The sequence below is a fragment of the Rhizobium sp. 01T444 genome (assembly GCF_056398305.1).
This window is the reverse complement of sequence record NZ_JBFTPD010000011.1, coordinates 112,715-134,375: the sequence shown is the minus strand read 5'-3', so window position 1 is coordinate 134,375 and position 21,661 is coordinate 112,715. Positions and strand designations below refer to the sequence as shown.

Sequence of the window (21,661 nt, the reverse complement as noted above, 5' to 3'; positions counted from 1 at the left end):
CGCAGCCGTCACGATCGCCCGGGGGCAGGCCTTCATGTTCATACCACTGCACGATGCCAATACGCTGAAACACATTAAGGTTCAGTGGGTCACACTCGGCCTGATGGCGGCAAACATAGTCGCCTGGATCTTCACGGCAGTCGAAAGCGATCAAGTCGCGCAGGCGGCAACCATCGGCCTCGGCTATATCCCGGCTATCATCTTCGGCCATGCAATGCTGGCGCCAGGACTGGAGATCGTGCCGGAAGCCGCTACCTACATCACCTATTCCTTCATCCATACAAGCTTCTGGCATCTTGCCGGCAACATGATCTTCCTCTGGGTCTTCGGCGACAATGTCGAGGATGCGATGGGACATCTGCGTTTCCTCGTCTTCTACCTCGCCTGCGCTGCGGCCGGTGCCCTTTGCCATGGCCTGCTGTCGACGACATCGGAAGCGCCCCTCGTCGGTGCATCGGGCGCAATTTCCGGCGTGGTGGCGGCCTATCTGATGCTGCATCCGCGCGTGCGGGTCTGGGTGTTGGTCTTCTTCCGCGTGCCATTACCGCTGCCGGCCTTCATCCCACTCCTGCTCTGGGTTGGTCAGCAGTTTTTCATGCTACTGATCGATCCTGACGGGAACGTCTCGTGGGGCGCGCATGTCGGCGGCATCATCGCTGGCGCCCTGCTCATTCTCATCCTGCGCCGGCCAGGCGTGCCGCTCTTGGACCGGCAGATCGTCACTCCACGTGCCGTTCGCGATCGGCCGGTCCCCATCCGTGTCACCGCCTCCGGCATGCCCGTGCCGCCGCGCCTGCCCTGGGGACGGGACAAGCATTAATATTGACGTGAACGTAAACGTTAATATATTGCCATCCAAATCGGCTGGCTGCGTCACGGAAGCGTTGTATTTGGAGGAAAAACGCGTATCCATGTCGCCATTCGACAATCGGAGCAGCGTCCAAGCGCGCATTTTCCCAGAAGTCTCTGTTGAAGGCCCATCTCTGTTCGAAGGAAGGACCCCATGAAAATTCTCGTCCCAGTCAAGCGCGTTGTCGATTACAACGTGAAGATCCGTGTCAAGCCGGATGGATCGGGCGTCGACCTTGCCAACGTCAAGATGTCGATGAACCCGTTCGACGAGATTTCGGTTGAGGAGGCCCTTCGCCTGAAGGAAGCCGGCAAGGCCGAGGAAGTGGTCGTCGTCTCGATCGGCCCGGCCAAGGCCGAGGAAACTTTGCGAACCGCGCTCGCCATGGGCGCCGACCGCGCCATCCTCGTTGAAACCGATGACGCCGTCGAGCCGCTCGCAGTCGCAAAGATCCTCAAGGGTGTTGCAGACGCTGAAAAGCCAGGCCTCATCATTGTCGGCAAGCAGGCAATCGACGATGATTCCAACCAGACCGGCCAGATGCTTGCAGCCCTTCTCGGCTCCGCCCAGGCGACCTTCGCCTCCAAGGTCGAGATCGCCGGCGCCGGAGAATCTGCAACGGCGACGGTCACCCGTGAGATCGATGGCGGCCTGCAGACCATCAAGGTCAAGCTTCCGGCCGTCGTGACGACCGACCTGCGCTTGAACGAGCCGCGCTATGCTACGCTACCGAACATCATGAAGGCGAAAAAGAAGCCGCTCGACAAGAAGAGCCCGGCTGATTTCGGCGTTTCCACCGCGCCGCGCCTCAAGGTGCTGAAGACGGAAGAACCATCCGGCCGCAAGGCAGGCGTGAAGGTGAAATCGGTCGCCGAGCTTATCGACAAGCTCAAGAACGAAGCCGGCGTACTCTGAGATCTGGAAAGGGAGAACACGATAATGGCCATTCTTCTTCTGGCTGACCACGACAACGCGAGCCTTTCCGACCAGACTGCCAAGGCCCTGACGGCTGCGTCTCAGATCGGCGGAGATGTTCACATCCTCGTCGCCGGTAAGGGCGCAAAGGCAGCCGCAGACGCGGCTGCCAAGCTTTCCGGCGTCTCCAAGGTGCTGCTCGCCGAAAGCGACGAGCTCGCCAACAACCTTGCCGAACCGCTCGCCGATTTGATCATTTCGCTGGCTGGCAGCTATGACACCATCGTCGCCGCTGCCACCTCCACCGGCAAGAACGTCATGCCGCGTGTCGCAGCGCTCCTCGATGCCGCCCAGGTCTCTGAAATCATCGAAGTGGTTTCTCCCGACACCTTCAAGCGCCCGATCTATGCCGGCAATGCGATCCAGACGGTGCAGGCGACCGACGCCAAGAAGGTCATCACCGTGCGCACCGCCTCTTTCGCCTCCGCTTCCGAGGGCGGCCCGGCTACCGTCGAAGTAATTCCGGCGGTTTCTGGTCCAGGCCTTTCGAATTTCGTGTCCGACGCACTGTCGGCCTCCGAGCGACCGGAACTGACCTCCGCCAAGATCATCATTTCCGGCGGTCGTGCGCTCGGTTCAGCCGAAAAGTTCAAGGAAGTCATCCTGCCGGTCGCCGATAAGCTCGGTGCTGCCGTGGGTGCATCGCGCGCCGCCGTCGATGCCGGCTACGCCCCGAACGACTGGCAGGTCGGCCAGACCGGCAAGGTCGTCGCCCCGCAGCTCTACATCGCCTGCGGCATCTCAGGCGCTATCCAGCATCTCGCCGGCATGAAGGACTCGAAGGTCATTGTCGCGATCAACAAGGACGAGGAGGCTCCGATCTTCCAGATTGCCGACTATGGACTTGTCGCCGATCTCTTCGATGTCCTGCCGGAGCTCGAAAAAGCCCTCTGATCGGGCAGATTGCCTTCTTTTCGCACTTGCGAATGACTGGAAAATTGTCTTCTATCGGTCTACTACTTTTGCCGGGCGATCTTTCGTCCGGCAATTTCATATAAAAATACCGGCAGCGCGGGGGTGTATGCCGGGCGGGGGTTGGAGATGAGCGCGGTGTTGAAGAATATTGGTATCATTGGTGCGGGCCAGATGGGCTGCGGCATCGCGCATGTTTCGGCCGCCGCAGGATACAAGGTTCACATCTACGATCTGTCGCAGGATCGTATCGAGTCCGGCCTTGCCACCATCAACGGCAATTTTGCGCGTCAGGTGACGAACGGCAAGATGACCGATGAAGAGCGCAGTGCAGCGCTTGCGCACATCACCGGCTCAGCCGATGTCAACGATCTCGCCCCCTCCGATCTGGTCATCGAGGCGGCGACCGAGGATGAAAGTGTCAAGCGCAAGATTTATGCGCAGGTCTGTCCGGTACTGAAGCCGGAAGCGATCCTTGCCACCAACACCTCCTCGCTGTCGATCACACGTCTTGCGTCCGCGACAGACCGCCCCGAGCGCTTCATGGGCATCCATTTCATGAACCCGGTTCCGGTCATGAAGCTCGTGGAGCTGGTGCGCGGCATCGCGACCGAGGAAGCGACCTTCTCTGCCGCCAGGGAATTCGTCGCGTCGCTGGAAAAGACGGTCACAGTCGCCGAGGATTTCCCGGCCTTCATCGTCAATCGCATCCTACTGCCGATGATCAACGAAGCGATCTATACGCTGTACGAGGGCGTCGGCACGGTCGATGCGATCGATACCGCCATGAAGCTCGGTGCCAACCATCCGATGGGGCCGCTGCAGCTTGCCGATTTCATCGGGCTCGATACCTGCCTCTCGATCATGCAGGTGCTGCATGACGGCCTCGCCGACAGCAAATACCGCCCTTGCCCGCTGCTTGTGAAATATGTCGAAGCCGGCTGGCTCGGCCGCAAATCCGGTCGCGGCTTCTACGATTATCGTGGCGAAACGCCGGTTCCGACGCGCTAGGCTCGTCCGTCATCAGAACGGGTGAATGGAACAAACGCCCGAGACATGCTTTCCTTCCGTCGAACGGAAGGAAAATGCCATGTCGAGCGAATTGCCGATGTTCCTGCTGCAGTGCGGCGTCCTGATCGGACTTGCAGGCGTCTTCCTCATTCGCGGCGCCGGCGACTCCTGACGGCCGCTCTTACGAACCCACCGCACCTTTGATCAGCGCCTTGGCATCCTCGCTGTCCCAGGCAGCCGGGCCATTCATAGCTGAGATCAGGCAGCCCTTGTCATCAAGCAGGAGCGTCACCGGAAGACCGAAGGCCAGGCCCTCCTTCTTCAGGCTGTTGAAAACACCGATCGTGTTGTCACGGTAGAGCTGCAAAGCATCCACACCGATTTCGTTGAGAAACGCCTTCGGCTTCTCATCGTCACCAGTATCGATATTGACCGGCACGACCTGGAACTTGTCGCTGCCCATCTCTTTCTCCAGCGCATTCAGCGCCGGCATCTCCTCACGGCAGGGCACGCACCATGTGGCCCAGAGATTGAGAAGCACGGTCTTGCCGGAGAAATGATCGAGCGTCATCGGCTTACCGTCAGGGCCGTTGAAGGCGACGGTTCCAAGCTTCTTCGGCTGGTTGGCGGCAACCATTGCGGCAACCTGGCCCTTCATGAGCGGCGTCAGATTGGCGGCGCGCTCCTTCGTCAGCGGGCACTCGGCCGAAGCCGTATCGCCGATACCATTGCCAATGCCCGTCTCCTTCACGTATACCGCTGCCGCACCGGCAACAATGCCAGCAACGGCAGCGATTGCGATCAGTTTCACCGACGGCAGGCCGAAGGGTTTTTTCGTCGTCATTTCATTCTCCAGGACGGGCATCTTCCATGGCCGAGGACAACACGGACACCAAATCCTCCAACCAGATGTGGGGCGGACGTTTCGCCTCCGGCCCCGATGCGATCATGGAGGAGATAAATGCCTCGATCGGTTTCGACAAGAAGCTGTTTGCCCAGGATATCCGCGGATCGATCGCCCACGCCACGATGCTCGCCCATCAGGGCATCATTTCTGCCGACGATAAGGACAAGATCGTTCACGGGCTAAACACGATCCTGTCAGAAATCGAAAGCGGCAATTTCGAGTTCTCTCGTCAGCTCGAAGACATCCATATGAATGTCGAGGCCCGGCTCGCGACCCTGATCGGCCCCGCCGCCGGTCGCCTTCATACTGCCCGCTCGCGCAATGACCAGGTAGCGCTCGACTTCCGCCTCTGGGTGAAAGAAGAGCTGCAGAAAACCGAGGCCATGCTGACCAACCTGATCGCCGCCTTCCTCGACCGCGCCGAAGAACATGCCGACAGCGTCATGCCCGGCTTCACGCATCTTCAGACCGCCCAGCCGGTCACCTTCGGCCACCACTGCATGGCTTATGTGGAAATGTTCGGCCGCGATCGCTCGCGCGTTCGCCATGCGATTGAACATCTGGACGAAAGCCCGATCGGTGCGGCAGCGCTCGCCGGCACCGGCTATCCGATTGACCGTCACATGACGGCCAAGGCTCTCGGCTTCCGCGAGCCGACCCGCAACTCGATAGACACCGTTTCCGACCGCGATTTCGCCATCGAATTCCTGGCGATTGCCGCGATCTGCGCCGTGCATCTTTCGCGCCTCGCCGAAGAAATCGTCATCTGGTCGACGCCGCAATTCGGCTTCGTTCGCCTCTCCGACGCCTTCTCGACCGGCTCCTCCATCATGCCGCAGAAGAAGAACCCTGATGCGGCCGAGCTGGTGCGCGCCAAGACCGGTCGCATCAACGGCTCGCTGATCGCCCTGCTGACGATCATGAAGGGCCTGCCGCTCGCCTATTCCAAGGACATGCAGGAAGACAAGGAACAGGTCTTCGACGCCGCCGAAAACCTGGAACTGGCGATTGCCGCCATGACCGGCATGGTGCGCGACATGACGATCAACACTGTCAGAATGAAAGCGGCTGCCGGATCCGGTTATTCGACCGCGACGGATCTCGCCGACTGGCTAGTGCGCGAGGCGGGCCTTCCCTTCCGCGACGCCCACCATGTCACCGGCCGTGCTGTCGCACTTGCCGAAAGCAAGGGCTGCGATCTCTCGGAGCTTCCGCTTGCCGATCTGCAGGCGATCAATCCCGCCATCACCGACAAGGTCTATGACGTGCTGACGGTCGAAGCTTCGGTCGCCAGCCGCAAAAGCTTCGGCGGTACGGCACCTTCGGAAGTCAGGAAGCAGATCGCCTATTGGCGCGCTCGCAATTAAGTCATTTCCGGGCGAAATGGAGACCGTCCGCCGCCCGGAAATGCACACAGGCCGAAGCTTCAACAATCGGGGTGCACAAGGCTGATAAACTTCGCTATGAAGATGCCAGCCAGTGCCCCGTGCCCGATATGAGGATATTCATGCAGATGAGCTTGCCGCATTTCATCCGCCTTACGGTGGTTTTTGCCGTCATCGGCCTTGCCGTTGCCGGATGCGGCCGCAAGGGCGACCTCGATCCGCCGAGCGCCAACGCGACGAAGGGTGGCGATGTTTCCAAGCCGACGAAACAGCCTGGCACCGTCGATAAGCCCTTCATTCTCGATCCCCTTCTCTAAGGCCCGGCTACCGTGAACCATTTCGAGTACCGCGACGGCATTCTCTACGCCGAGAACGTTCCCGTTCCCGAGATCGCCAAGGCGGTCGGCACGCCCTTCTACGTCTATTCGACAGCAACGCTCGAGCGCCATTACCGGGTCTTCTCCGAGGCTTTCGGCGATGTCGATTCCATGGTCTGCTACGCGATGAAGGCCAATTCGAACCAGGCCGTGCTGAAGACGCTCGGCCGGCTCGGCGCCGGCATCGACGTGGTTTCCGAGGGCGAGTTGCGCCGCGCGCTTGCCGCCGGAATTCCCGCCAATCGCATCATGTTCTCCGGCGTCGGCAAGACACCGAATGAGATGGATTACGCACTCGAAGCCGGCATCTACTGCTTCAACGTCGAATCCGAACCGGAACTCGAAGTCCTCAATCAGCGTGCCGTGCGCGCCGGCAAGAAGGCGCCCGTTTCCTTCCGCATCAATCCCGATGTCGATGCCCGCACCCATGCGAAGATTTCGACCGGCAAGAAGGAAAACAAGTTCGGCATCTCCTGGGAGCGCGCCCGCGCCATCTATGCCCGCGCCGCCAGCCTGCCCGGCATCGAAGTAACCGGCATCGACATGCATATCGGCAGCCAGATCACCGAGCTGCAGCCCTTCGACGATGCCTTCAAGCTGCTGCACGATCTGGTCAACACGTTGCGCGCCGACGGCCATAACATCCACCACGTCGATATCGGCGGCGGCCTCGGCATTCCCTACAAGGACGACAACAACCCGCCGCCACTGCCGGACGCCTATGCCGCGATCGTCAAGAACCAGCTTCGCGCGCTGAACTGTAAGATCATTACCGAGCCTGGCCGCCTGATCGTCGGCAATGCCGGTATCCTCGTGACCGAAGTCATCTACGTGAAGGATGGCGGCGAGAAGACCTTTGTGATCGTCGACGGCGCGATGAACGACCTTATCCGCCCGACACTCTATGAGGCCTATCATGAGATCCGCCCCGTGGTGATTTCGGCCGCCAACGCGCCGCGCATCCGCGCCGATGTCGTCGGCCCCGTCTGTGAGACCGGCGATTACCTCGCTCTGGACCGGGAAATGGCGACCCCGAAGCCGGCCGACCTCCTGGCCGTCAGCACGGCCGGCGCCTATGGCGCGGTCCAGGCTGGCACCTATAATAGCCGCCTTCTGGTGCCTGAAGTACTGGTCAAGGGTGACGAATTCCATGTGGTTCGTCCTCGCCGCACTTATTCGGAGTTGATCGGTCTCGATTCCGTTCCGGCTTGGCTGGACTAAAAGTCGCAATCACTTTTTGGCGACCACACGCGAAAAACCGGTATTGACCGGTGCTCGCCCTCGCCTTCGCCACAAAGAGTGTTATCCTTTTCTTTCGTGAGCGTATTGCCCAGCAATCGCCGGAAGCGCCCTCTGTTCCCTGAACACCAGATCGCGGAGACCGGATTGATGACAAGCCCCGCAAGGCAGAAGAAAGGCGCATTCGCGCTTCAACCCTCTCTTGCGCGGCTGGTGGCGGCAAAGCGTTTCTTGGCCCGGATCGTGCTTTTTGCCGAGCAGGTCCTTCCGTTGCTGGTGCCCGCCCTTTCCGTCATCGCGATTTATCTCTCGGTCTCCTGGTTCGGCTTCTTCCGCTTTGTACCGGACTGGCTGCGCATCCTCCTGCTGATCGCCTTTGCCGCTGGCTTCCTTGTTTCCCTGCTGCCGTTCCGTAATCTTCGCTGGCCACAGGTTGTCGATGCCGACCGCATGCTGGAAGAGCGTAACGGCCTGCCGCACCAGCCAGTCATGGTGCAGGGGGATGAGCCCGCCTTCGATACGCCTTTCTCCCGCGCCCTGTGGCGTGAACACCAGACGCGCATGGCGCGGAAGATCGCGACATTGGACGCCGGCCTGCCGCGACCCGATATCGCCCGGCACGACCGCTTCGCGTTGCGTGCAATTCCAGCGCTGCTTGTTGTCACCGCCTTCGGTTATTCGCTGTCCATCAACGGCGGCTCTGTCGCCGATGCATTTCAGCCTGCACCTGCACAGGTTACGAGCAATCCGGCCGTGCGTGTCGACGCATGGGTGACCCCGCCCTCCTATACTGGCCGCGCGCCGATCTATCTGACGGCCGATGGCAGTGAACAGGCGCCGATCGGTGTTCCGCAGTTTTCCAGCCTGACGGTGCGCGTCAGCGGCGGCCAATCGGCCGAGAAGGTGCTGTTCAGGAAGGCCAATGGCGAAAGCCAGGAAATCGCTGTTCAGGAAGACACCCGGCCGCAGCAGCCAGCCACAAATGCCGATGCCCAACAGGTTTCGGGCGCTCCAGTCGCACCTCAGTTGATGGCGCAGACGCACATCATGAAGCTTGAGGAGAATGGCGCACTGCAGGCAAACGACCGCACCTGGAATTTCGACGTGCTGCCCGACAAGGCGCCGGAAATCGCCTTCGACGGCATGCCGCGCCGCGCCGTCAACGGCGCGCTGGAAATCGGCTTCACGGTGAAGGACGATTACGGCGTGCAGGAGGCTCATGCCGAGATCGTGCCGGTCGAATCCGATCCGGCCGCAACACCGCTCTACCCGCTGCCGGAGTTCCGGCTGGACATTCCCCGCCGCAACGCGCGTGACGGCAAGGGCCTGACGAGCAAGAACCTGACCGAACATCCGCTGGCCGGCAAACGCGTGCGCATCACCCTCGTCGCCAAGGATGCTGCCGGACAGACGGGCCGCAGCCCGCCCTATGAGATGATCATGCCGTCGCGTCCGTTCAGCGAGCCGCTGGCTGCGGCTGTCGCCGAAGAGCGCCAGACCTTCGCTCTCGATACCCGCAAGATGCCCGAGGCGATCGCGCTCAACGAAGCCCTGACGATCCGGCCCGAGGAGACGATCCCGAACACCACCCATTACCTGCTGATCGAGTCCGCGCTGACCCGCATGCAGCTCGCCAAGGGTGATGAGCAGCTCAAGGATACAGCCCAATATCTCTGGGACATCGCCCTCGGCATCGAGGAAGGTGATCTTTCGCTGGCCGAACGGCGACTGCGCGACGCCCAGCAGAACCTTGCCGATGCGCTGAACCGCAATGCTCCTGATGCCGAAATCAAGAAACTGATGGATGAGCTGCGCAAGGCGATGCAGGATTATATGAACGAGCTCGCCCAGCGCCTGCAGAACATGCCAATGCAGCCGAACCAGAATGCCCAGAATTTCCTGCGCCAGCAGGATCTGCAGCGCATGATGGACCAGATCGAAAACCTGGCACGCTCCGGCAATCGCGATGCCGCCCAGCAGATGCTCTCCGACCTGCAGCGGCTGATGAACAACCTGCAGACGGCCCGTCCGCAGCGCGGCCAGCAGCAGGAAAACAGCCAGCTGACGCAGCAGATGAACAAGCTCGGCCAGATCCTGCGCGACCAGCAGAAGCTGATGGACGAGACTTTCCGCCTCGACCAGCAGCTTCGCGACCGCATGCAGCGCGGCGATCCCAACATGGACGACATGATGCCGGGCGAGGAAGGCCAGCAGCAACAACAGCAGGGCCAGCAGGAGCAGCAAGGCCAACAGCCCGGCGACCAGATGACGGCCGAGCAACTGCGCGAAGCGTTAAAGCAGCTCCGTGGCCAGCAGGATGCACTCGGCAAGCAGTTGCAGGAACTGCAGAAGAGCCTTGGCGATATGGGTATGAAGCCAGGCGAAGGCTTCGGTCAGGCACAGCGCGAGATGGAAGGTGCCGGCCGTGACCTCGGCCAGGGCAACGGCAGCAGCGCCGTGGAAGGCCAGGGCCGGGCTCTCGAAGCCCTGCGACAGGGCGCACGTGACATGATGAGCCAGATGATGCAGGCGCAGCAGGGTCAACAAGGACAGCAGGGCCCGAACGGCCAACTCGGCCAGGGCAACCAGAACGGCCGCGATCCGCTCGGCCGCCCGCGCCAGACCGACCTCGGGCCGGACATGAACAACGATGTGAAGATACCCGACGAGATCGACGTTCAGCGCGCCCGAGAGATTCTGGACGCTATCCGCGAAAAGCTCGGCAACAATCCGACCCAGGCGATCGAGCGACAATATCTCGAACGGCTGCTGGATATTCAGTGATGCTGGGAGGATGAGGCTTTTGGCGTGCCTCGGAGGCACGCCCGGGCCATAAACGTCAGGCCACTAGCGCCCGTGCCACGGCCTTGCGGATGTCTGGCAAGGCGAACGGCTTCGGCACGACATCGATGATCTTTTCAGCGAGGTCGTCGGCCCGTTCGCGCTGTTCGGCATAGCCCGTCATCAGCAGGATTTTCAGCGCCGGAAAGGCGTCCTTCGCCTGATGCGCCAGTTCGATGCCGTCCATGACCGGCATACGGATATCTGAAAGCAGCAGGTCGTAGCTGCCGCCCTTCAACTTTTCCAGCCCTTCCGCCCCGTCGGCGGCTTCATCGGTCTCATGACCGTCAAGGCGTAGTGCCCGGGCTACGAAAGTACGAAGGGAATCCTCGTCTTCCGTGATCAGAATTTTTGCCATCTGTGCATTGCTCCGTCGTCATGCCCCGCGACCGAGATCGCACGCCGTTCCCTAGCGATCGGTAAACACGCGCGGCGGATCGACGGAATGGTTAACAAGCCGTCTTGAAGCAGGACGCCTTACGCGTCACCGGTAACCACGCCGACGAAGGGCAGCTCGCGGAAAGCATAGGCAACGTCCATACCGTAGCCGACGACGAAATAGTCGGGGCATTCGAAGCCGACATAGTCCGCTTCCAGCTCTTCCTTGCGCTTGACCCGCTTGTCGAGCAGTACGGCGATCGTCACGTTGCGCGCGCCGCGCTCATAGAGCAATTCCTTGGCAAACCGCAGCGTACGGCCGGATTCGAGGATGTCGTCGATCAGCAGGACATCACGGTCCTTCACGTCGCTGTCGATGTCCTTGACGATCCGCACGCCCTGCGAAACCGTGCCCGCGCCATAGCTCGAGAGCGTGATGAATTCGACCTCGGGAGCAAGGCCGGTATCATGCAGAGCGCGCAGCAGGTCGGCCGCAAAAATAAAGGAGCCCTTGAGCACGGCGATGACCAGCAGGTCCTTCGTCGGACCGGCGGCGATATCCTGCGCCATGGAATGATTGCGCTCGGCTATCTGCTCGGCAGTGAAGAGCGGCTCGATGTTTTTTCCGCGCACGACAGGCATAAAGGCTTGCTCCGTAAAATGAAGGGTAAGCCGTTAGCACATTAATTCCGGCGAAACACCCCGGAGAGACAGGTTTTTCCCATCGATCAATCCAAAAACGCGCCTCGCGCTCATGGCATGAACGAAAGCCGCACCTCCGGCACCTTGCCGCCGGCATGCTGCACGCGGGCTGAAAAGCCGCGGCTCTGGCCTGCATAAATGGCATCCGTCGGCGGTGCGATGACGATACTGGCGGTCAATCGCTCGTCGGCGACGAGATCGGCGCGGATCGGCTTGACCTGTTGTGTCACGCCGCTTTCATTCTCGACGATGCCGTTGATCAGCAGGATGCGCATGCCATTGGCGTCGCGCGGGGTAATCGTCACATGCGAAAAGTGGAGCGTAGTAGCCGGCGACGCTCCACTCTTCAAAAGTCCGGAGAACCCGCCGGCAAGTCCGAAGACCAGCACGAAGAGCGAGATCACCAGTGCCGCAAAGCCCCGAAGCGACGCCTGTTGCAGCCAGACCTCCATGCCACGCAAGACCGCGGCAGCGGTGGCAAGCCAGACCGGAGGCTGCGTCTCGGGCGGAACGCTACGACGGCGATTGTCGTTTTGGGTCGCGTCGCGGGCACTGGCAGATGCACCTTGCGGCCGCGCCTCACCGACGACCACGAATTCGGCATCGGCTACGTCATCCGTGCGCGGCATGCGGCGGGGTTGGCGGATAACCCGCTCCGGCGGCAGAAAATCATAGGCCCGGCCGGCGGCCGGTCGTCTGAAGGAGGATGCTTCCATGGTGGCGACCTCTCGGATGTCCACATGGTTTCGCTGCCTAAGACAATCTTGGCATTGAAACGAATCCAGCCCAGTCGTAAATTTCAATGGTTAATGCTTCGCAAAGATCGCCATCAAACGGGCGTCTTTCCGGCAAAATTTACCCGCTGTTAACGGTGTTGGTTAACAAGTCATGCGGTGAAACCACGAAAGACTGAGCTACCCCGTTGATCCATTTCGAGAATGTCGGTTTGCGATATGGTATGGGCCCGGAAATTCTCCGGGACCTGACTTTCGACATCCCGAAAAAGTCCTTCCAGTTTCTGACTGGCCCGTCCGGCGCCGGCAAGACCACGCTGCTGCGCCTGCTCTTCATGTCGCTGCAGCCGACCCGCGGCCTGATCCGCATGTTCGGGCGCGACATATCCGAGATCCCTCGTCCGGAGCTGCCGCTGCTGCGTCGCCGCGTCGGCATCGTCTTTCAGGATTTTCGTCTCCTCGACCATCTGACGACCTATGAGAATGTGGCCCTGCCGCTTCGCGTGCGCGGCAAGGATGAAAGCACCTACAAGACCGACGTGCTGGAACTTTTGAAATGGGTCGGGCTCGGCGAACGCATCAACGTGCTGCCGCCGGTGCTCTCGGGTGGCGAGAAACAGCGTGCTGCGATCGCCCGCGCGCTGATGGATCGGCCGGAAGTGCTGCTCGCCGACGAGCCGACCGGCAATGTCGATCCGCCGATGGCCAAACGCCTTCTGAACCTCTTCATGGAACTCAACCGTCTAGGCACCGCAGTGGTGATCGCCACCCACGATCTCTCGCTGATGGACCAGGTGGAAGCCCGCCGCATGATCCTCTCGGAAGGGCATCTCGATATTTATGACTAAAACGCCCACCAGGACCCGCGCGAAGGCGCCCGCCGCTGCCGCCCAACAGCCCAAGCGGCCGGAGATGCGCGTGCGCCCCACGGCACCGATCCTGCCGCCATCAAACATTCAGGGCAATGCGCTGATGGTTGTCATTGCCATCATGGCCTTCCTCGCCTGCCTAACGCTCGGCGGCGTCAGCATGGTTCGCTCGACGGCAGCGAGCTGGGAAAGCCAGATTTCCCGCGAAGTCACCATTCAGATCAAGCCGGACGACAATCTGGACATGGAAAAGGCCCTCGTCCAGGCCCGCGATATCGCGCTGACCTTCGTCGGCACGAAGAGTGGTCAGATCGTCGACGAAGCCGCCACCGCACGCCTTCTGGAGCCCTGGCTCGGCAGCGGCCTGGACATCAAGGAACTTCCCGTGCCGCGCCTCGTCATCGTCACCATTGACGAGAGCCATCCACCCGACTTTGCGGCAATGCGGGACCTTCTGAAGGAAAGCATTCCGCAGGCCTTCCTCGATGACCACCGTACCTGGGTCGACCGGCTGGTTGCGATGGCCCGTACGACGGTCATGATCGGCACCGGCATCCTGCTGCTCGTTTTCGCCGCCATGGTGCTGACAGTGGTCTTTGCGACGCGTGGCGTGCTCTCGGGCAACCGCCACATCGTCGAAGTGTTGCATTTTGTCGGCGCCGAGAGCTCGTTCGTCGCAACGGAATTCCAGAAGCATTTCCTGAAAATCAGCCTCAAGGGTTCGGCGATCGGCAGCGCACTGGCCGCCCTCTTTTTCGCCGCCGCCGGCTTCTTGCAGAGCAAGACGATCGCCACGCCCGAGACCGATCAGGCAACGGCCCTCTTCGGCACATTTTCGGTTGGCGCCCTCGGCTATCTCGGCATCTTCGCGACGATGATCGTGATCGCACTGCTGACGACGCTGACGGCGCGGCTCACCGTCATGCGCACGATCTATGAAATCGATATATTACGTTCCGATCCGACGCGGGCTGACGGCATCGTGAATTGATCGCAGCCATGCCGTTTTGCCATGAAAGCGTCTGTTCCGCGCCGCAATCAGCGTATAATCACGACTCATGACGATGGGCCATACGACACGCAATCCGATTCGCCCAGACCCGGAGCATGAACGCCCCGAGAACGTCTTGCCGCGACGCGGCCCAATCCGTCGCGTCTTACGCTGGATGGGCTTTTCCTGCGTGTTGATCGCCGCGCTGATCTTCGGCGGTTTTTTACGCTTTGCAGATTCGGTCACGACCCTGAAGCCTCCTGCCGAGCCGCGGGCGGACGCAATCATCGTACTGACCGGCGGCTACCAGCGTATCGATCAGGCCGTCGAACTCCTGCAGAAAGGCGCCGGCAAGCGGCTGCTGATCTCTGGTGCGCATCCCTCCACCACGCCGACGCAGATCCGCAGGATGACTCAAGGGTCCGCCGATCTCTTTTCCTGCTGTGTCGACATCGGCTATGACGCGCTCGATACGATCGGCAACGCCGAGGAAGCCTCGAACTGGATTCATGCAAAGGGCTATAAGAGCATCCTCGTCGTCACCAACAACTACCATATGCCGCGCAGCCTCGCCGAACTCTCCTATGTCGATCCTGACATCGAGTTCATTCCCTATCCCGTCGTCAATTCTGATCTGAAGACACGCGATTGGTTCACCGATCCGAACGCCATGCGCGTCATGCTGGCCGAGTATGCCAAGGTGCTGCTGGCAGGCGGGCGCAACATCGTCGGCCTGCGCCATACCGGCCTGCGTTCCGCCAGCCTGGCCGATCAGAACTGAGGCTTTTACGCACTTCGGCAATCAGACGCTTTTTCTGACAGGCAATATCGTGTAGGCCGGTCGGCGTGACCGTGCCTCGGGAAAGTTTCATGATCGCCCTGCGTTCCGTTCTGTTCAACACGATCTTCTATGCCAACCTCATCATCAGGATGATCGTGCTCTCCCCCTTCTACTTCATCGCGCCGCGCAAGCTCGCCTACAACGTCCCCAAGAACTGGGCGCGCTCGAACCACTGGCTGATGCGGGTGATCGTCGGCACCACTTTCGAGATCGAGGGCTTGGAGAACCTGCCTGACGGCAGCTACATCATTGCGCCGAAGCATCAGTCCTTCTGGGATACTTATGCGCTGCTGCCCAACCTCAAGGATCCGGTCTATATCCTCAAGCGCGAGCTGATGTGGATCCCGCTTTTCGGCTGGTACGCGAAGAGGCAGCGCATGATTCCGGTCGATCGTGGCGCGCGCGGCAAGGTGATGGTGGAGGTGTTGAAGCGCACCAAGGAAGAGCTCGCCACCGGCCGCCAGCTCATCATCTATCCCGAGGGCACGCGACGCCCACCGGGTGCCGAGCCGATGTACAAATATGGCATCGCCCGCATGTATCGCGACCTGCAGCTCCCGGTCGTACCCATCGTCATGCATCCCGGCCTGTTCTGGCCGCGCCGCAGCACCATGCGTTATCCCGGTCATTTCAAGGTACAGATCCTGCCGCCCATCATGCCTGGCATGGATCCCGACGCGTTCTTCGCCCATCTGATCGACGTGACGGAAAGCGCCAGCGATCAGCTTCTGATCGACACGGTCGAACACAACCCGCATGTGCCGCTGCCGCCGACGGCGGTAGAGAGGCTGGCCGAGTTGCGCAAGGCAAAGGCCGCGACGGCTTGAAACAATTCCAGCAAAAGCGTGCAGCGATTTGCGTCGGAATTACATAAAAACAAAGAGATAGATCTTTTCCGGGAAGGATCTAAGCCGCGGCACGCAGCCGCGTGACTTCCTCGACCACCTGTTCCAGCCACTGGTCGCGAATGCCCATCTCCTTCAAATGCGCGAGCGTATTGAAGACATAGGCATCGTTCGGGCCCGACTGGCCGACAGAGACATTAACGATCCGTGCGGCGGCAAACGCATCCAGTGCGCCGGCATATTGCTCATGGGCGCGGTCGACCACATAGGCGACCGCCCGCGCACTGCGACCATCCGGAAGCTGCAACGGCAGGTGCCGTTCCAGATAGACGTTTGTGACGAGTTCGCGGGCGCGCAGATAATCAATCACCTCATGCCATTTCTCTGTCGCTACGCGAAAAGCCATGCCGCGGCAGGCGCCGCCTCTGTCGAGGCCGAGAACAAGGCCGGGATTTTCGCGGCTGCCGCGATGCACGAAAGAACGGACGCAGAGCGAGCGCCGGTAGCCATAAACCAATGCCTGCGACCGCTCAACGAATTCGAAGCCCGGATTCCACATCAACGAGCCGTAGCCAAATACCCAAAATTCGTCCATATCGCACGCCAGATCAAAATCAGATTTCGTTTTCACCATTGGAGAACATCATGGCAGCGTCAAGCCAATCCGGCAGCGGCCAATACAGCAACGGCAGGAAATTCTGGTTGCTGGGCGGCGCTATCCTTCTGGTGATCGCTCTCTATACAGGCGGCTGGTTCTATGCGGCCTCTGCGTTGAAACAGACCGTTCTGACCGCAATCGCTCCTCGTGCCGAAGTGGGCGTGAGCGGCGAGTGCTCCGATATTGAATTCCGCGGCTTTCCTTTCCGCATCGGACTTTTCTGCTCCAAGGTGGATGTGGACGATAATGTGAACGGCATATCCGCCACCTTCGGCGCGCTTCGCTCCGCCGCCCAGGTCTATGCCCCCGGCCATATCGTCTGGGAACTCGACTCCCCGGCCGAGATCCGCACCGCGCAGGGCCTGACCATCAATGCCCAATGGGACAATCTGCAATCGAGCCTCGTTACCAAGGCGCAGGGCATCGACCGCACCTCGACCGTCATTGACGGGTTGAAGGCCGTGGCCATCTCCTCCTTTACCGGGCAGACTGTCAATTTCGATGCCGCCCGCACCGAGATCCACCTGCGGCAGAACGGAGCGGATCTTGACGGCGCAATCTCGGTCGAAAACGCCAATGCGATCGTCAAGGACTGGCCGCAGGTCTTCCCGAAATTCTCCGCCAGCGCCGACCTGACGCTGATTGGCAAGGCCGGAATGATCGACGGCACCGACGAACAAGGCATCCACGGCTCTCAGGGCGAGCTTCGCCGCATCGTCGCCGATATCGGCGATGGCAAGGTAATGACCATTTCCGGCCCCTTCGCCTTCGACGAACAGGGCTTCCTCTCGGGCAAGTTCAAGCTGGAGATCGAGCAACTCGGCCCCTGGGGCAAGAGCATCAAGGAGGCCTTCCCCGATATCGCCTCGACGGTCGATACCGCAACCAAGCTGTTGAAGGCGCTTGCCGGCGGCGGCGATAAGGTTTCCGTCGATCTGGTCGTCGATCACGGCAATGCGACAGTGAGCGGCTTCATCCCGCTCGGCAAGATCCCGCCGGTTTAATCGAGTTTTTTAAGGAAGAAGACTTCCGGCACCGTCTGGATGCCGGGCAGTTCGATCGACCCGGTTTCAGAAAATCCGTTGCGGCGATGCCAGTCCTGCGGGCGGCTTTCATCGCACTCGCTTGATGTCATCAAAAGACGCGCGCCGCTCTCGCGCATCTCCGTTTCCCAGGCAAGAAACAGCGCCGTGCCGACGCCGGACCGGCGATGGCCATCCAGCACCCGGATCATTTCCATGTAGGGAATCCTGCCCCAGAAGCGGGAGAAGCGCAGGAAGCCGACAATCTCGCCTTGCTCGCGGGCGATCAGATATTCGCCGAGATCGATGCAGCGCGAAATCCAGGCCTCGCCGACATGGTGATCCTCGCGAAGCAGCCATTCCTTCTCCGACTGGCTCGGCTTCGCGATCTCGATCATGACTATTTCTTTTCCAGCGGATGTGGGCGGCCGAAGTCCGGCGCATCCACATCCTGGCCTGCCTGGACGATCGAGCGTCGGATGGCACGGGTGCGGGTGAAGAGTTCGAAAATCTTGTCGCCCTCGCCCCAGCGGATCGCCCGCTGCAGATAGGCGAGATCTTCCGAGAAACGCGCCAGCATTTCCAAGATCGCGTCACGATTGTGCAGGCAGACGTCGCGCCACATCGTCGGATCTGATGCGGCAAGACGGGTGAAATCGCGGAAGCCGGAGGCGGAATATTTGATAACTTCCGATTCCGTTACCGTCTCCAGATCGTCGGCCGTTCCCACAATATTGTATGCTATGAGATGCGGCAGATGGGAGACGATCGCAAGCACCTTGTCGTGATGCTGGGCGTCCATCTCGTCGACTCGGGAGCCGAGCGCTTCCCAGAAGCCTCGCAACGTCTTCAGCGCTGTCGGGTCAGTTCCTTCGAGCGGCGTCAAGATGCACCAGCGTCCCTGAAACAGGCCGGGGAAGCCTGCATCCGGGCCGGACTTTTCCGTGCCCGCGATCGGATGGCCGGCAATGAAATGCACATGATCAGGCATGTGCGGCTGCATCTGCGCAATCACGGAAGCTTTGGTGGAGCCGACATCAGTAACGATCGCGCCGGGTTTCAGGCTGCTGGCGATCTCTTTCGCGACACTTTCGGAGGCGCCGACCGGCACCGACACGATAACGAGATCGGCATCCTTTACCGCCTCTGCCGAGGAAGTCGTATAGCGGTCGCCGAGCTCCAACTCCTCGGCACGCTTCAGCGTCTCGACACTGCGTGTAGCCACGACGACTTCATTGGCAAGGCCCAGACGCTTGATGTCATGGGCAAGCGAAGAGCCAATCAGGCCGATACCGATCAGGGTGATGCGATTGAACTGCGCTGTCATGCCTTGCGTCCCATGAATTCGCCAAGCGCCTCGATGACGCCGTGGTTGGCTTCTTCCGAACCGACGCTCATACGCAGCGAGTTGGGAAAGCCGTAGCCGCGCACCGCGCGCAGGATATAGCCGCGGCTCGTCAGGAACTCATCGGCATCCGCCGCCCGCTTGCCGTCGACATCGGGGAAATGGATGAGAACGAAGTTGGTGACCGATGGCGTGACCTCCAGGCCGATGGCCTCGAATGCGCTCGTCAGCTTCTCGATCCACATCTGGTTGAAAGACACAACATCCTGAATGAAGGACTGGTCACGGATCGCGGCAGCGCCCGCGGCAATTGCAGGAGCATTCATGTTGAATGGCCCACGCACGCGGTTCAGGGCGTCGATGATGTCGACCGGCGCATACATCCAGCCGACACGCAACGCTGCAAGGCCATAGACCTTCGAGAAGGTCCGGGTCATGACGACATTGGCGTTAGACGAGACCACCTCGATACCGGCTTCATAGTCGTTGCGGCGAACATATTCCGCGTAGGCAGCATCGAGCACGAGGATGACGTGCTTCGGCAGGCCGGCCTGCAGGCGGCGAATCTCGCTCACGGGAATATAGGTGCCGGTCGGATTGCCGGGATTGGCAATGAAGACGATCTTCGTCTTGTCTGTCACCGCAGCAAGGATCGCATCGACATCGACGGTGTGGTTCTTTTCCTTGACCACGACAGGCGTCGCACCCGCGCCCATGATCTGGATCTTGTAAACGAGGAATCCGTGCCCGGTGATGATGCCCTCGTCGCCGGCGCCGAGATGGACGTGGCAGAGCAAGCCGAGCAGCTCGTCGGAGCCGTTGCCGCACAGGATGTTTGCCGGGTTGAGGCCGTGCACTGAAGCGATCGCCTCGCGCAGCTCGTGCGCTTGACCGTCCGGGTATCGCTCGAGATTGCCTGCGGCCGCCTTGAATGCTTCGATCGCCTTGGGGCTCGCGCCGAGCGGCGTCTCGTTGGAGGAGAGCTTGTAGACGCGGGCCACACCCGGTGCATGCTCCTTGCCCGGCACATAGGCTGCAATATCCAGAATACCGGGACGCGGAACGGGCTTGCTCATCTCAACACTCATGGATCGACCTTGGAAATTGCCGGAAGGCCGGCGAAAGACTTGAGTGCAATTAAAGCGGAATGGCGATTTTGTCGAGTGCTGCAGCGCTTAGCGGCTGCGTGTGGTCGGCACACCATGCGGCGCAAGGACCGGTACAAAAACGCGGCGTGAAGCACGCGCGGCAACAGGAAGGCCCTGGTAAAGCCGCTTCTGCGCCTCGACGATAATGACACCCGAAAAAGCCGGCCAGAGCGTGCGGCCGATCCGCTCGAAGCCGCGGCGCAGGCGCAGCACCGCACGCAGTTTCGACGGCGGGAAGAACAGCGCTTCGGCCGTCGCGCCCGGCGTGAAGTTGGTCTCGCGTAGCAGATGGGTCAGCTGGCCGCGCGAATAGGGCCGGCCGGAGCCGAAGGGCGTATGCTCCATGCGCGCCCAGACCCCGCGGCGGTTCGGTACCACGATAACGAGGCGTCCGCCCGGCGCCAGCACCCGCCAGAGCTCCTTCAGCGTCTCGCGCGGACTTTCGGCAAATTCCAGCGAATGCACCATCAGCACCCGGTCGATTGAGGAATCCGGCAGCGGCAATTCCTCGTCGAAGATCAATGCGGTGGAAGAAAGCGAACCGACAGGCCAGTTCACAGCCCCCTGTCCAGCGGGCATGAAAGCGAAGGTGCGTTCCGTATCAGCCTGGAACCGGTCAAGGAAGGGCACGGAATAACCAATGCCCACAAGTCGCTCCTGCGGCAGGCGCACCCAGAGCGACGACAGCGCCATGGCAATCGACTGCTCGGCCATGTGCCCAAGCTCGGAATGATAGAATTGGCGAAGGTCGACGATATCGGCGTGCATTAAGACAAATGTTATCAGTGACCGGTTGGACTTCAAGGCCGGAACCTCTACATTCCCGGTCAGTACGAGGGATAAGGGACTATTTGAGCGATGAAACCTTTGGAATTAGAAGTTTTTCTCTGCCGCAGCGACAATTTCGGTGTTCTCGTCCATGACCCGGAAACCGGGCAGACCGCCTCGATCGATGCGCCTGATGCGGCAGCCGTGGAAGCTGCTGCTGTCCGCCGTGGCTGGACCATCACCCATATTTTCACGACCCATCACCATATCGACCACGTGGAAGGCAACCTGCCGCTAAAGGAGCAGTACGGCCTGGAGATTATCGGCCCGGTCAACGAAGCGGTGGCGATTCCCGGCCTCGACAAGACGGTGGGCGACGGCGACAGCTTCCTCTTCGGCGATCATACGGTCAACGTCATCGAAACGCCCGGCCATACTGCCGGCCACATCTGCTATCATTTTGCCGACGACAAGCTCCTCTTTGCTGCTGATACGCTCTTTGCGCTCGGCTGCGGCCGCCTGTTTGAACGCCCCGCCGCCGACATGTGGCATTCGCTGCAGAAGCTTGCCGTTCTTCCGGATGAGACCGCCGTCTATTTCGGCCACGAATATACGCTCTCCAACGCCCGTTTTGCGGTTACGATCGATCCCGGCAATGAGCGCCTGAAGAGCCGCGCGGCGGAGATCGAGTCACTGCGGGCCGAAGGCAAGTTCACCATTCCGACGACGCTGGCGCTCGAAAAGGAAACCAACCCCTTCCTGCGCGCGGCCGATCCCGCCGTCCGCCGCAATCTGCTGATGGAAGGCAAGACCAATGAAGAGGTCTTCGCCGAAATCCGCAAGCGCAAGGACAATTTCTAGGA

22 protein-coding genes and 1 pseudogene are annotated in these 21,661 nt (G+C 60.8%); 14 read left to right on the top strand and 9 right to left on the bottom strand.

From position 1 onward, the window contains the following. The first annotated feature begins 34 nt into the window (after window positions 1-34). From AC1DTN_RS17045 to AC1DTN_RS17030, 4 genes are all read left to right on the top strand, one after another. Window positions 35-820 (top strand): rhomboid family intramembrane serine protease, encoded by a 786-nt coding sequence (locus AC1DTN_RS17045; RefSeq protein ID WP_477921871.1) that lies wholly within the window; start codon window positions 35-37, stop codon window positions 818-820. Between the two features lie 183 nt (window positions 821-1,003). Beyond that, window positions 1,004-1,765 (top strand): electron transfer flavoprotein subunit beta/FixA family protein, encoded by a 762-nt coding sequence (locus tag AC1DTN_RS17040; RefSeq protein WP_113319688.1) that lies wholly within the window; start codon window positions 1,004-1,006, stop codon window positions 1,763-1,765. A 24-nt stretch (window positions 1,766-1,789) separates the two neighbouring features. Continuing rightward, complete coding sequence (locus AC1DTN_RS17035; protein WP_477921869.1) at window positions 1,790-2,719, top strand: electron transfer flavoprotein subunit alpha/FixB family protein; 930 nt, start codon at window positions 1,790-1,792, stop codon at window positions 2,717-2,719. A gap of 147 nt (window positions 2,720-2,866) precedes the next feature. Beyond that, window positions 2,867-3,748 carry a 3-hydroxybutyryl-CoA dehydrogenase gene (locus AC1DTN_RS17030; RefSeq protein ID WP_310384840.1) on the top strand — a complete coding sequence of 294 codons (882 nt, stop codon included), beginning with the start codon at window positions 2,867-2,869 and terminating at the stop codon, window positions 3,746-3,748. A 181-nt stretch (window positions 3,749-3,929) separates the two neighbouring features. Here the strand turns inward: AC1DTN_RS17030 and tlpA are convergent, their stop codons facing one another. Beyond that, window positions 3,930-4,592 (bottom strand): thiol:disulfide interchange protein TlpA, encoded by a 663-nt coding sequence (gene tlpA / locus AC1DTN_RS17025; protein WP_477921868.1) that lies wholly within the window; start codon window positions 4,590-4,592, stop codon window positions 3,930-3,932. Between the two features lie 26 nt (window positions 4,593-4,618). Here tlpA and argH point away from each other — a divergent pair, with 26 nt between their 5' ends. The 4 genes from argH to AC1DTN_RS17005 all read left to right on the top strand — a co-directional run bounded on the left by argH (window position 4,619) and on the right by AC1DTN_RS17005 (window position 10,440). Next, the gene (argH, locus tag AC1DTN_RS17020; RefSeq protein WP_439016720.1) at window positions 4,619-6,022 is read left to right on the top strand and encodes an argininosuccinate lyase; all 1,404 of its coding nucleotides are present in this window, start codon (window positions 4,619-4,621) and stop codon (window positions 6,020-6,022) included. A gap of 140 nt (window positions 6,023-6,162) precedes the next feature. Then, window positions 6,163-6,357 (top strand): LPS translocon maturation chaperone LptM, encoded by a 195-nt coding sequence (lptM, locus tag AC1DTN_RS17015; RefSeq protein WP_113319692.1) that lies wholly within the window; start codon window positions 6,163-6,165, stop codon window positions 6,355-6,357. A gap of 12 nt (window positions 6,358-6,369) precedes the next feature. Next, window positions 6,370-7,638, top strand: a complete 1,269-nt coding sequence (lysA, locus tag AC1DTN_RS17010) for a diaminopimelate decarboxylase (RefSeq protein ID WP_439016721.1) — start codon at window positions 6,370-6,372, stop codon at window positions 7,636-7,638. Between the two features lie 168 nt (window positions 7,639-7,806). Continuing rightward, a complete protein-coding gene (locus AC1DTN_RS17005) occupies window positions 7,807-10,440 on the top strand; it encodes a TIGR02302 family protein (RefSeq protein WP_477921866.1) in 2,634 nt (877 codons plus the stop codon). Between the two features lie 55 nt (window positions 10,441-10,495). Here AC1DTN_RS17005 and AC1DTN_RS17000 read toward each other — a convergent pair whose 3' ends face one another. From AC1DTN_RS17000 to AC1DTN_RS16990, 3 genes are all read right to left on the bottom strand, one after another. Beyond that, the gene (locus AC1DTN_RS17000; protein ID WP_112545534.1) at window positions 10,496-10,855 is read right to left on the bottom strand and encodes a response regulator; all 360 of its coding nucleotides are present in this window, start codon (window positions 10,853-10,855) and stop codon (window positions 10,496-10,498) included. Window positions 10,856-10,974: 119 nt separating this feature from the next. Continuing rightward, complete coding sequence (hpt, locus tag AC1DTN_RS16995) at window positions 10,975-11,517, bottom strand: hypoxanthine phosphoribosyltransferase (RefSeq protein WP_007825075.1); 543 nt, start codon at window positions 11,515-11,517, stop codon at window positions 10,975-10,977. Between the two features lie 110 nt (window positions 11,518-11,627). Next, window positions 11,628-12,293 (bottom strand): hypothetical protein, encoded by a 666-nt coding sequence (locus tag AC1DTN_RS16990; protein WP_439016723.1) that lies wholly within the window; start codon window positions 12,291-12,293, stop codon window positions 11,628-11,630. A 206-nt stretch (window positions 12,294-12,499) separates the two neighbouring features. Between AC1DTN_RS16990 and ftsE the strand changes: the two genes are divergently transcribed. The 4 genes from ftsE (at window position 12,500) to AC1DTN_RS16970 (ending at window position 15,839) form a co-directional block, all read left to right on the top strand. After that, window positions 12,500-13,159, top strand: a complete 660-nt coding sequence (gene ftsE / locus AC1DTN_RS16985) for a cell division ATP-binding protein FtsE (protein WP_007825071.1) — start codon at window positions 12,500-12,502, stop codon at window positions 13,157-13,159. A gap of 64 nt (window positions 13,160-13,223) precedes the next feature. Further along, the gene (locus tag AC1DTN_RS16980; RefSeq protein ID WP_405049741.1) at window positions 13,224-14,171 is read left to right on the top strand and encodes a cell division protein FtsX; all 948 of its coding nucleotides are present in this window, start codon (window positions 13,224-13,226) and stop codon (window positions 14,169-14,171) included. A gap of 67 nt (window positions 14,172-14,238) precedes the next feature. Further along, window positions 14,239-14,952: a YdcF family protein gene (locus AC1DTN_RS16975; protein ID WP_439016724.1), complete on the top strand. Its 714-nt coding sequence runs from the start codon at window positions 14,239-14,241 to the stop codon at window positions 14,950-14,952. An 89-nt stretch (window positions 14,953-15,041) separates the two neighbouring features. Continuing rightward, window positions 15,042-15,839 carry a lysophospholipid acyltransferase family protein gene (locus AC1DTN_RS16970; RefSeq protein ID WP_439016725.1) on the top strand — a complete coding sequence of 266 codons (798 nt, stop codon included), beginning with the start codon at window positions 15,042-15,044 and terminating at the stop codon, window positions 15,837-15,839. Between the two features lie 79 nt (window positions 15,840-15,918). Here the strand turns inward: AC1DTN_RS16970 and AC1DTN_RS16965 are convergent, their stop codons facing one another. Continuing rightward, entirely contained in the window at window positions 15,919-16,452 is a 534-nt protein-coding gene (locus AC1DTN_RS16965) for a gamma-glutamylcyclotransferase (protein WP_439016726.1), read from the bottom strand. A 50-nt stretch (window positions 16,453-16,502) separates the two neighbouring features. Here AC1DTN_RS16965 and AC1DTN_RS16960 point away from each other — a divergent pair, with 50 nt between their 5' ends. After that, complete coding sequence (locus AC1DTN_RS16960) at window positions 16,503-17,519, top strand: DUF2125 domain-containing protein (RefSeq protein WP_477921862.1); 1,017 nt, start codon at window positions 16,503-16,505, stop codon at window positions 17,517-17,519. On the opposite strand, the gene AC1DTN_RS16955 is transcribed toward AC1DTN_RS16960, so the two are convergent. From AC1DTN_RS16955 to AC1DTN_RS16940, 4 genes and pseudogenes are all read right to left on the bottom strand, one after another. Next, complete coding sequence (locus AC1DTN_RS16955; RefSeq protein WP_477921860.1) at window positions 17,516-17,935, bottom strand: GNAT family N-acetyltransferase; 420 nt, start codon at window positions 17,933-17,935, stop codon at window positions 17,516-17,518. The two genes, AC1DTN_RS16960 and AC1DTN_RS16955, sit on opposite strands and share 4 nt — an antisense overlap. A gap of 2 nt (window positions 17,936-17,937) precedes the next feature. Beyond that, window positions 17,938-18,888: pseudogene (locus AC1DTN_RS16950) on the bottom strand (prephenate/arogenate dehydrogenase family protein); the annotation flags it as partial. After that, a complete protein-coding gene (gene hisC / locus AC1DTN_RS16945) occupies window positions 18,861-19,958 on the bottom strand; it encodes a histidinol-phosphate transaminase (protein WP_477921859.1) in 1,098 nt (365 codons plus the stop codon). The gene hisC and the pseudogene AC1DTN_RS16950, both read right to left, overlap by 28 nt. A gap of 99 nt (window positions 19,959-20,057) precedes the next feature. Continuing rightward, a complete protein-coding gene (locus AC1DTN_RS16940) occupies window positions 20,058-20,834 on the bottom strand; it encodes a class I SAM-dependent methyltransferase (protein ID WP_113319703.1) in 777 nt (258 codons plus the stop codon). A gap of 54 nt (window positions 20,835-20,888) precedes the next feature. Here AC1DTN_RS16940 and gloB point away from each other — a divergent pair, with 54 nt between their 5' ends. After that, window positions 20,889-21,659 (top strand): hydroxyacylglutathione hydrolase, encoded by a 771-nt coding sequence (gene gloB / locus AC1DTN_RS16935; RefSeq protein ID WP_477921857.1) that lies wholly within the window; start codon window positions 20,889-20,891, stop codon window positions 21,657-21,659. Window positions 21,660-21,661: the final 2 nt, after the last annotated feature.

Coding starts and splice junctions, on each gene's coding strand:
- AC1DTN_RS17045 (WP_477921871.1), top strand. CDS start 35: ATGTTCATACCACTGCACGATGCCAATACGCTGAAACACATTAAGGTT.
- AC1DTN_RS17040 (WP_113319688.1), top strand. CDS start 1,004: ATGAAAATTCTCGTCCCAGTCAAGCGCGTTGTCGATTACAACGTGAAG.
- AC1DTN_RS17035 (WP_477921869.1), top strand. CDS start 1,790: ATGGCCATTCTTCTTCTGGCTGACCACGACAACGCGAGCCTTTCCGAC.
- AC1DTN_RS17030 (WP_310384840.1), top strand. CDS start 2,867: ATGAGCGCGGTGTTGAAGAATATTGGTATCATTGGTGCGGGCCAGATG.
- tlpA (WP_477921868.1), bottom strand. CDS start 4,592: ATGACGACGAAAAAACCCTTCGGCCTGCCGTCGGTGAAACTGATCGCA.
- argH (WP_439016720.1), top strand. CDS start 4,619: ATGGCCGAGGACAACACGGACACCAAATCCTCCAACCAGATGTGGGGC.
- lptM (WP_113319692.1), top strand. CDS start 6,163: ATGCAGATGAGCTTGCCGCATTTCATCCGCCTTACGGTGGTTTTTGCC.
- AC1DTN_RS17005 (WP_477921866.1), top strand. CDS start 7,807: ATGACAAGCCCCGCAAGGCAGAAGAAAGGCGCATTCGCGCTTCAACCC.
- AC1DTN_RS17000 (WP_112545534.1), bottom strand. CDS start 10,855: ATGGCAAAAATTCTGATCACGGAAGACGAGGATTCCCTTCGTACTTTC.
- hpt (WP_007825075.1), bottom strand. CDS start 11,517: ATGCCTGTCGTGCGCGGAAAAAACATCGAGCCGCTCTTCACTGCCGAG.
- AC1DTN_RS16990 (WP_439016723.1), bottom strand. CDS start 12,293: ATGGAAGCATCCTCCTTCAGACGACCGGCCGCCGGCCGGGCCTATGAT.
- AC1DTN_RS16980 (WP_405049741.1), top strand. CDS start 13,224: ATGCGCGTGCGCCCCACGGCACCGATCCTGCCGCCATCAAACATTCAG.
- AC1DTN_RS16975 (WP_439016724.1), top strand. CDS start 14,239: ATGACGATGGGCCATACGACACGCAATCCGATTCGCCCAGACCCGGAG.
- AC1DTN_RS16970 (WP_439016725.1), top strand. CDS start 15,042: ATGATCGCCCTGCGTTCCGTTCTGTTCAACACGATCTTCTATGCCAAC.
- AC1DTN_RS16965 (WP_439016726.1), bottom strand. CDS start 16,452: ATGGACGAATTTTGGGTATTTGGCTACGGCTCGTTGATGTGGAATCCG.
- AC1DTN_RS16960 (WP_477921862.1), top strand. CDS start 16,503: ATGGCAGCGTCAAGCCAATCCGGCAGCGGCCAATACAGCAACGGCAGG.
- AC1DTN_RS16955 (WP_477921860.1), bottom strand. CDS start 17,935: ATGATCGAGATCGCGAAGCCGAGCCAGTCGGAGAAGGAATGGCTGCTT.
- hisC (WP_477921859.1), bottom strand. CDS start 19,958: ATGAGCAAGCCCGTTCCGCGTCCCGGTATTCTGGATATTGCAGCCTAT.
- gloB (WP_477921857.1), top strand. CDS start 20,889: ATGAAACCTTTGGAATTAGAAGTTTTTCTCTGCCGCAGCGACAATTTC.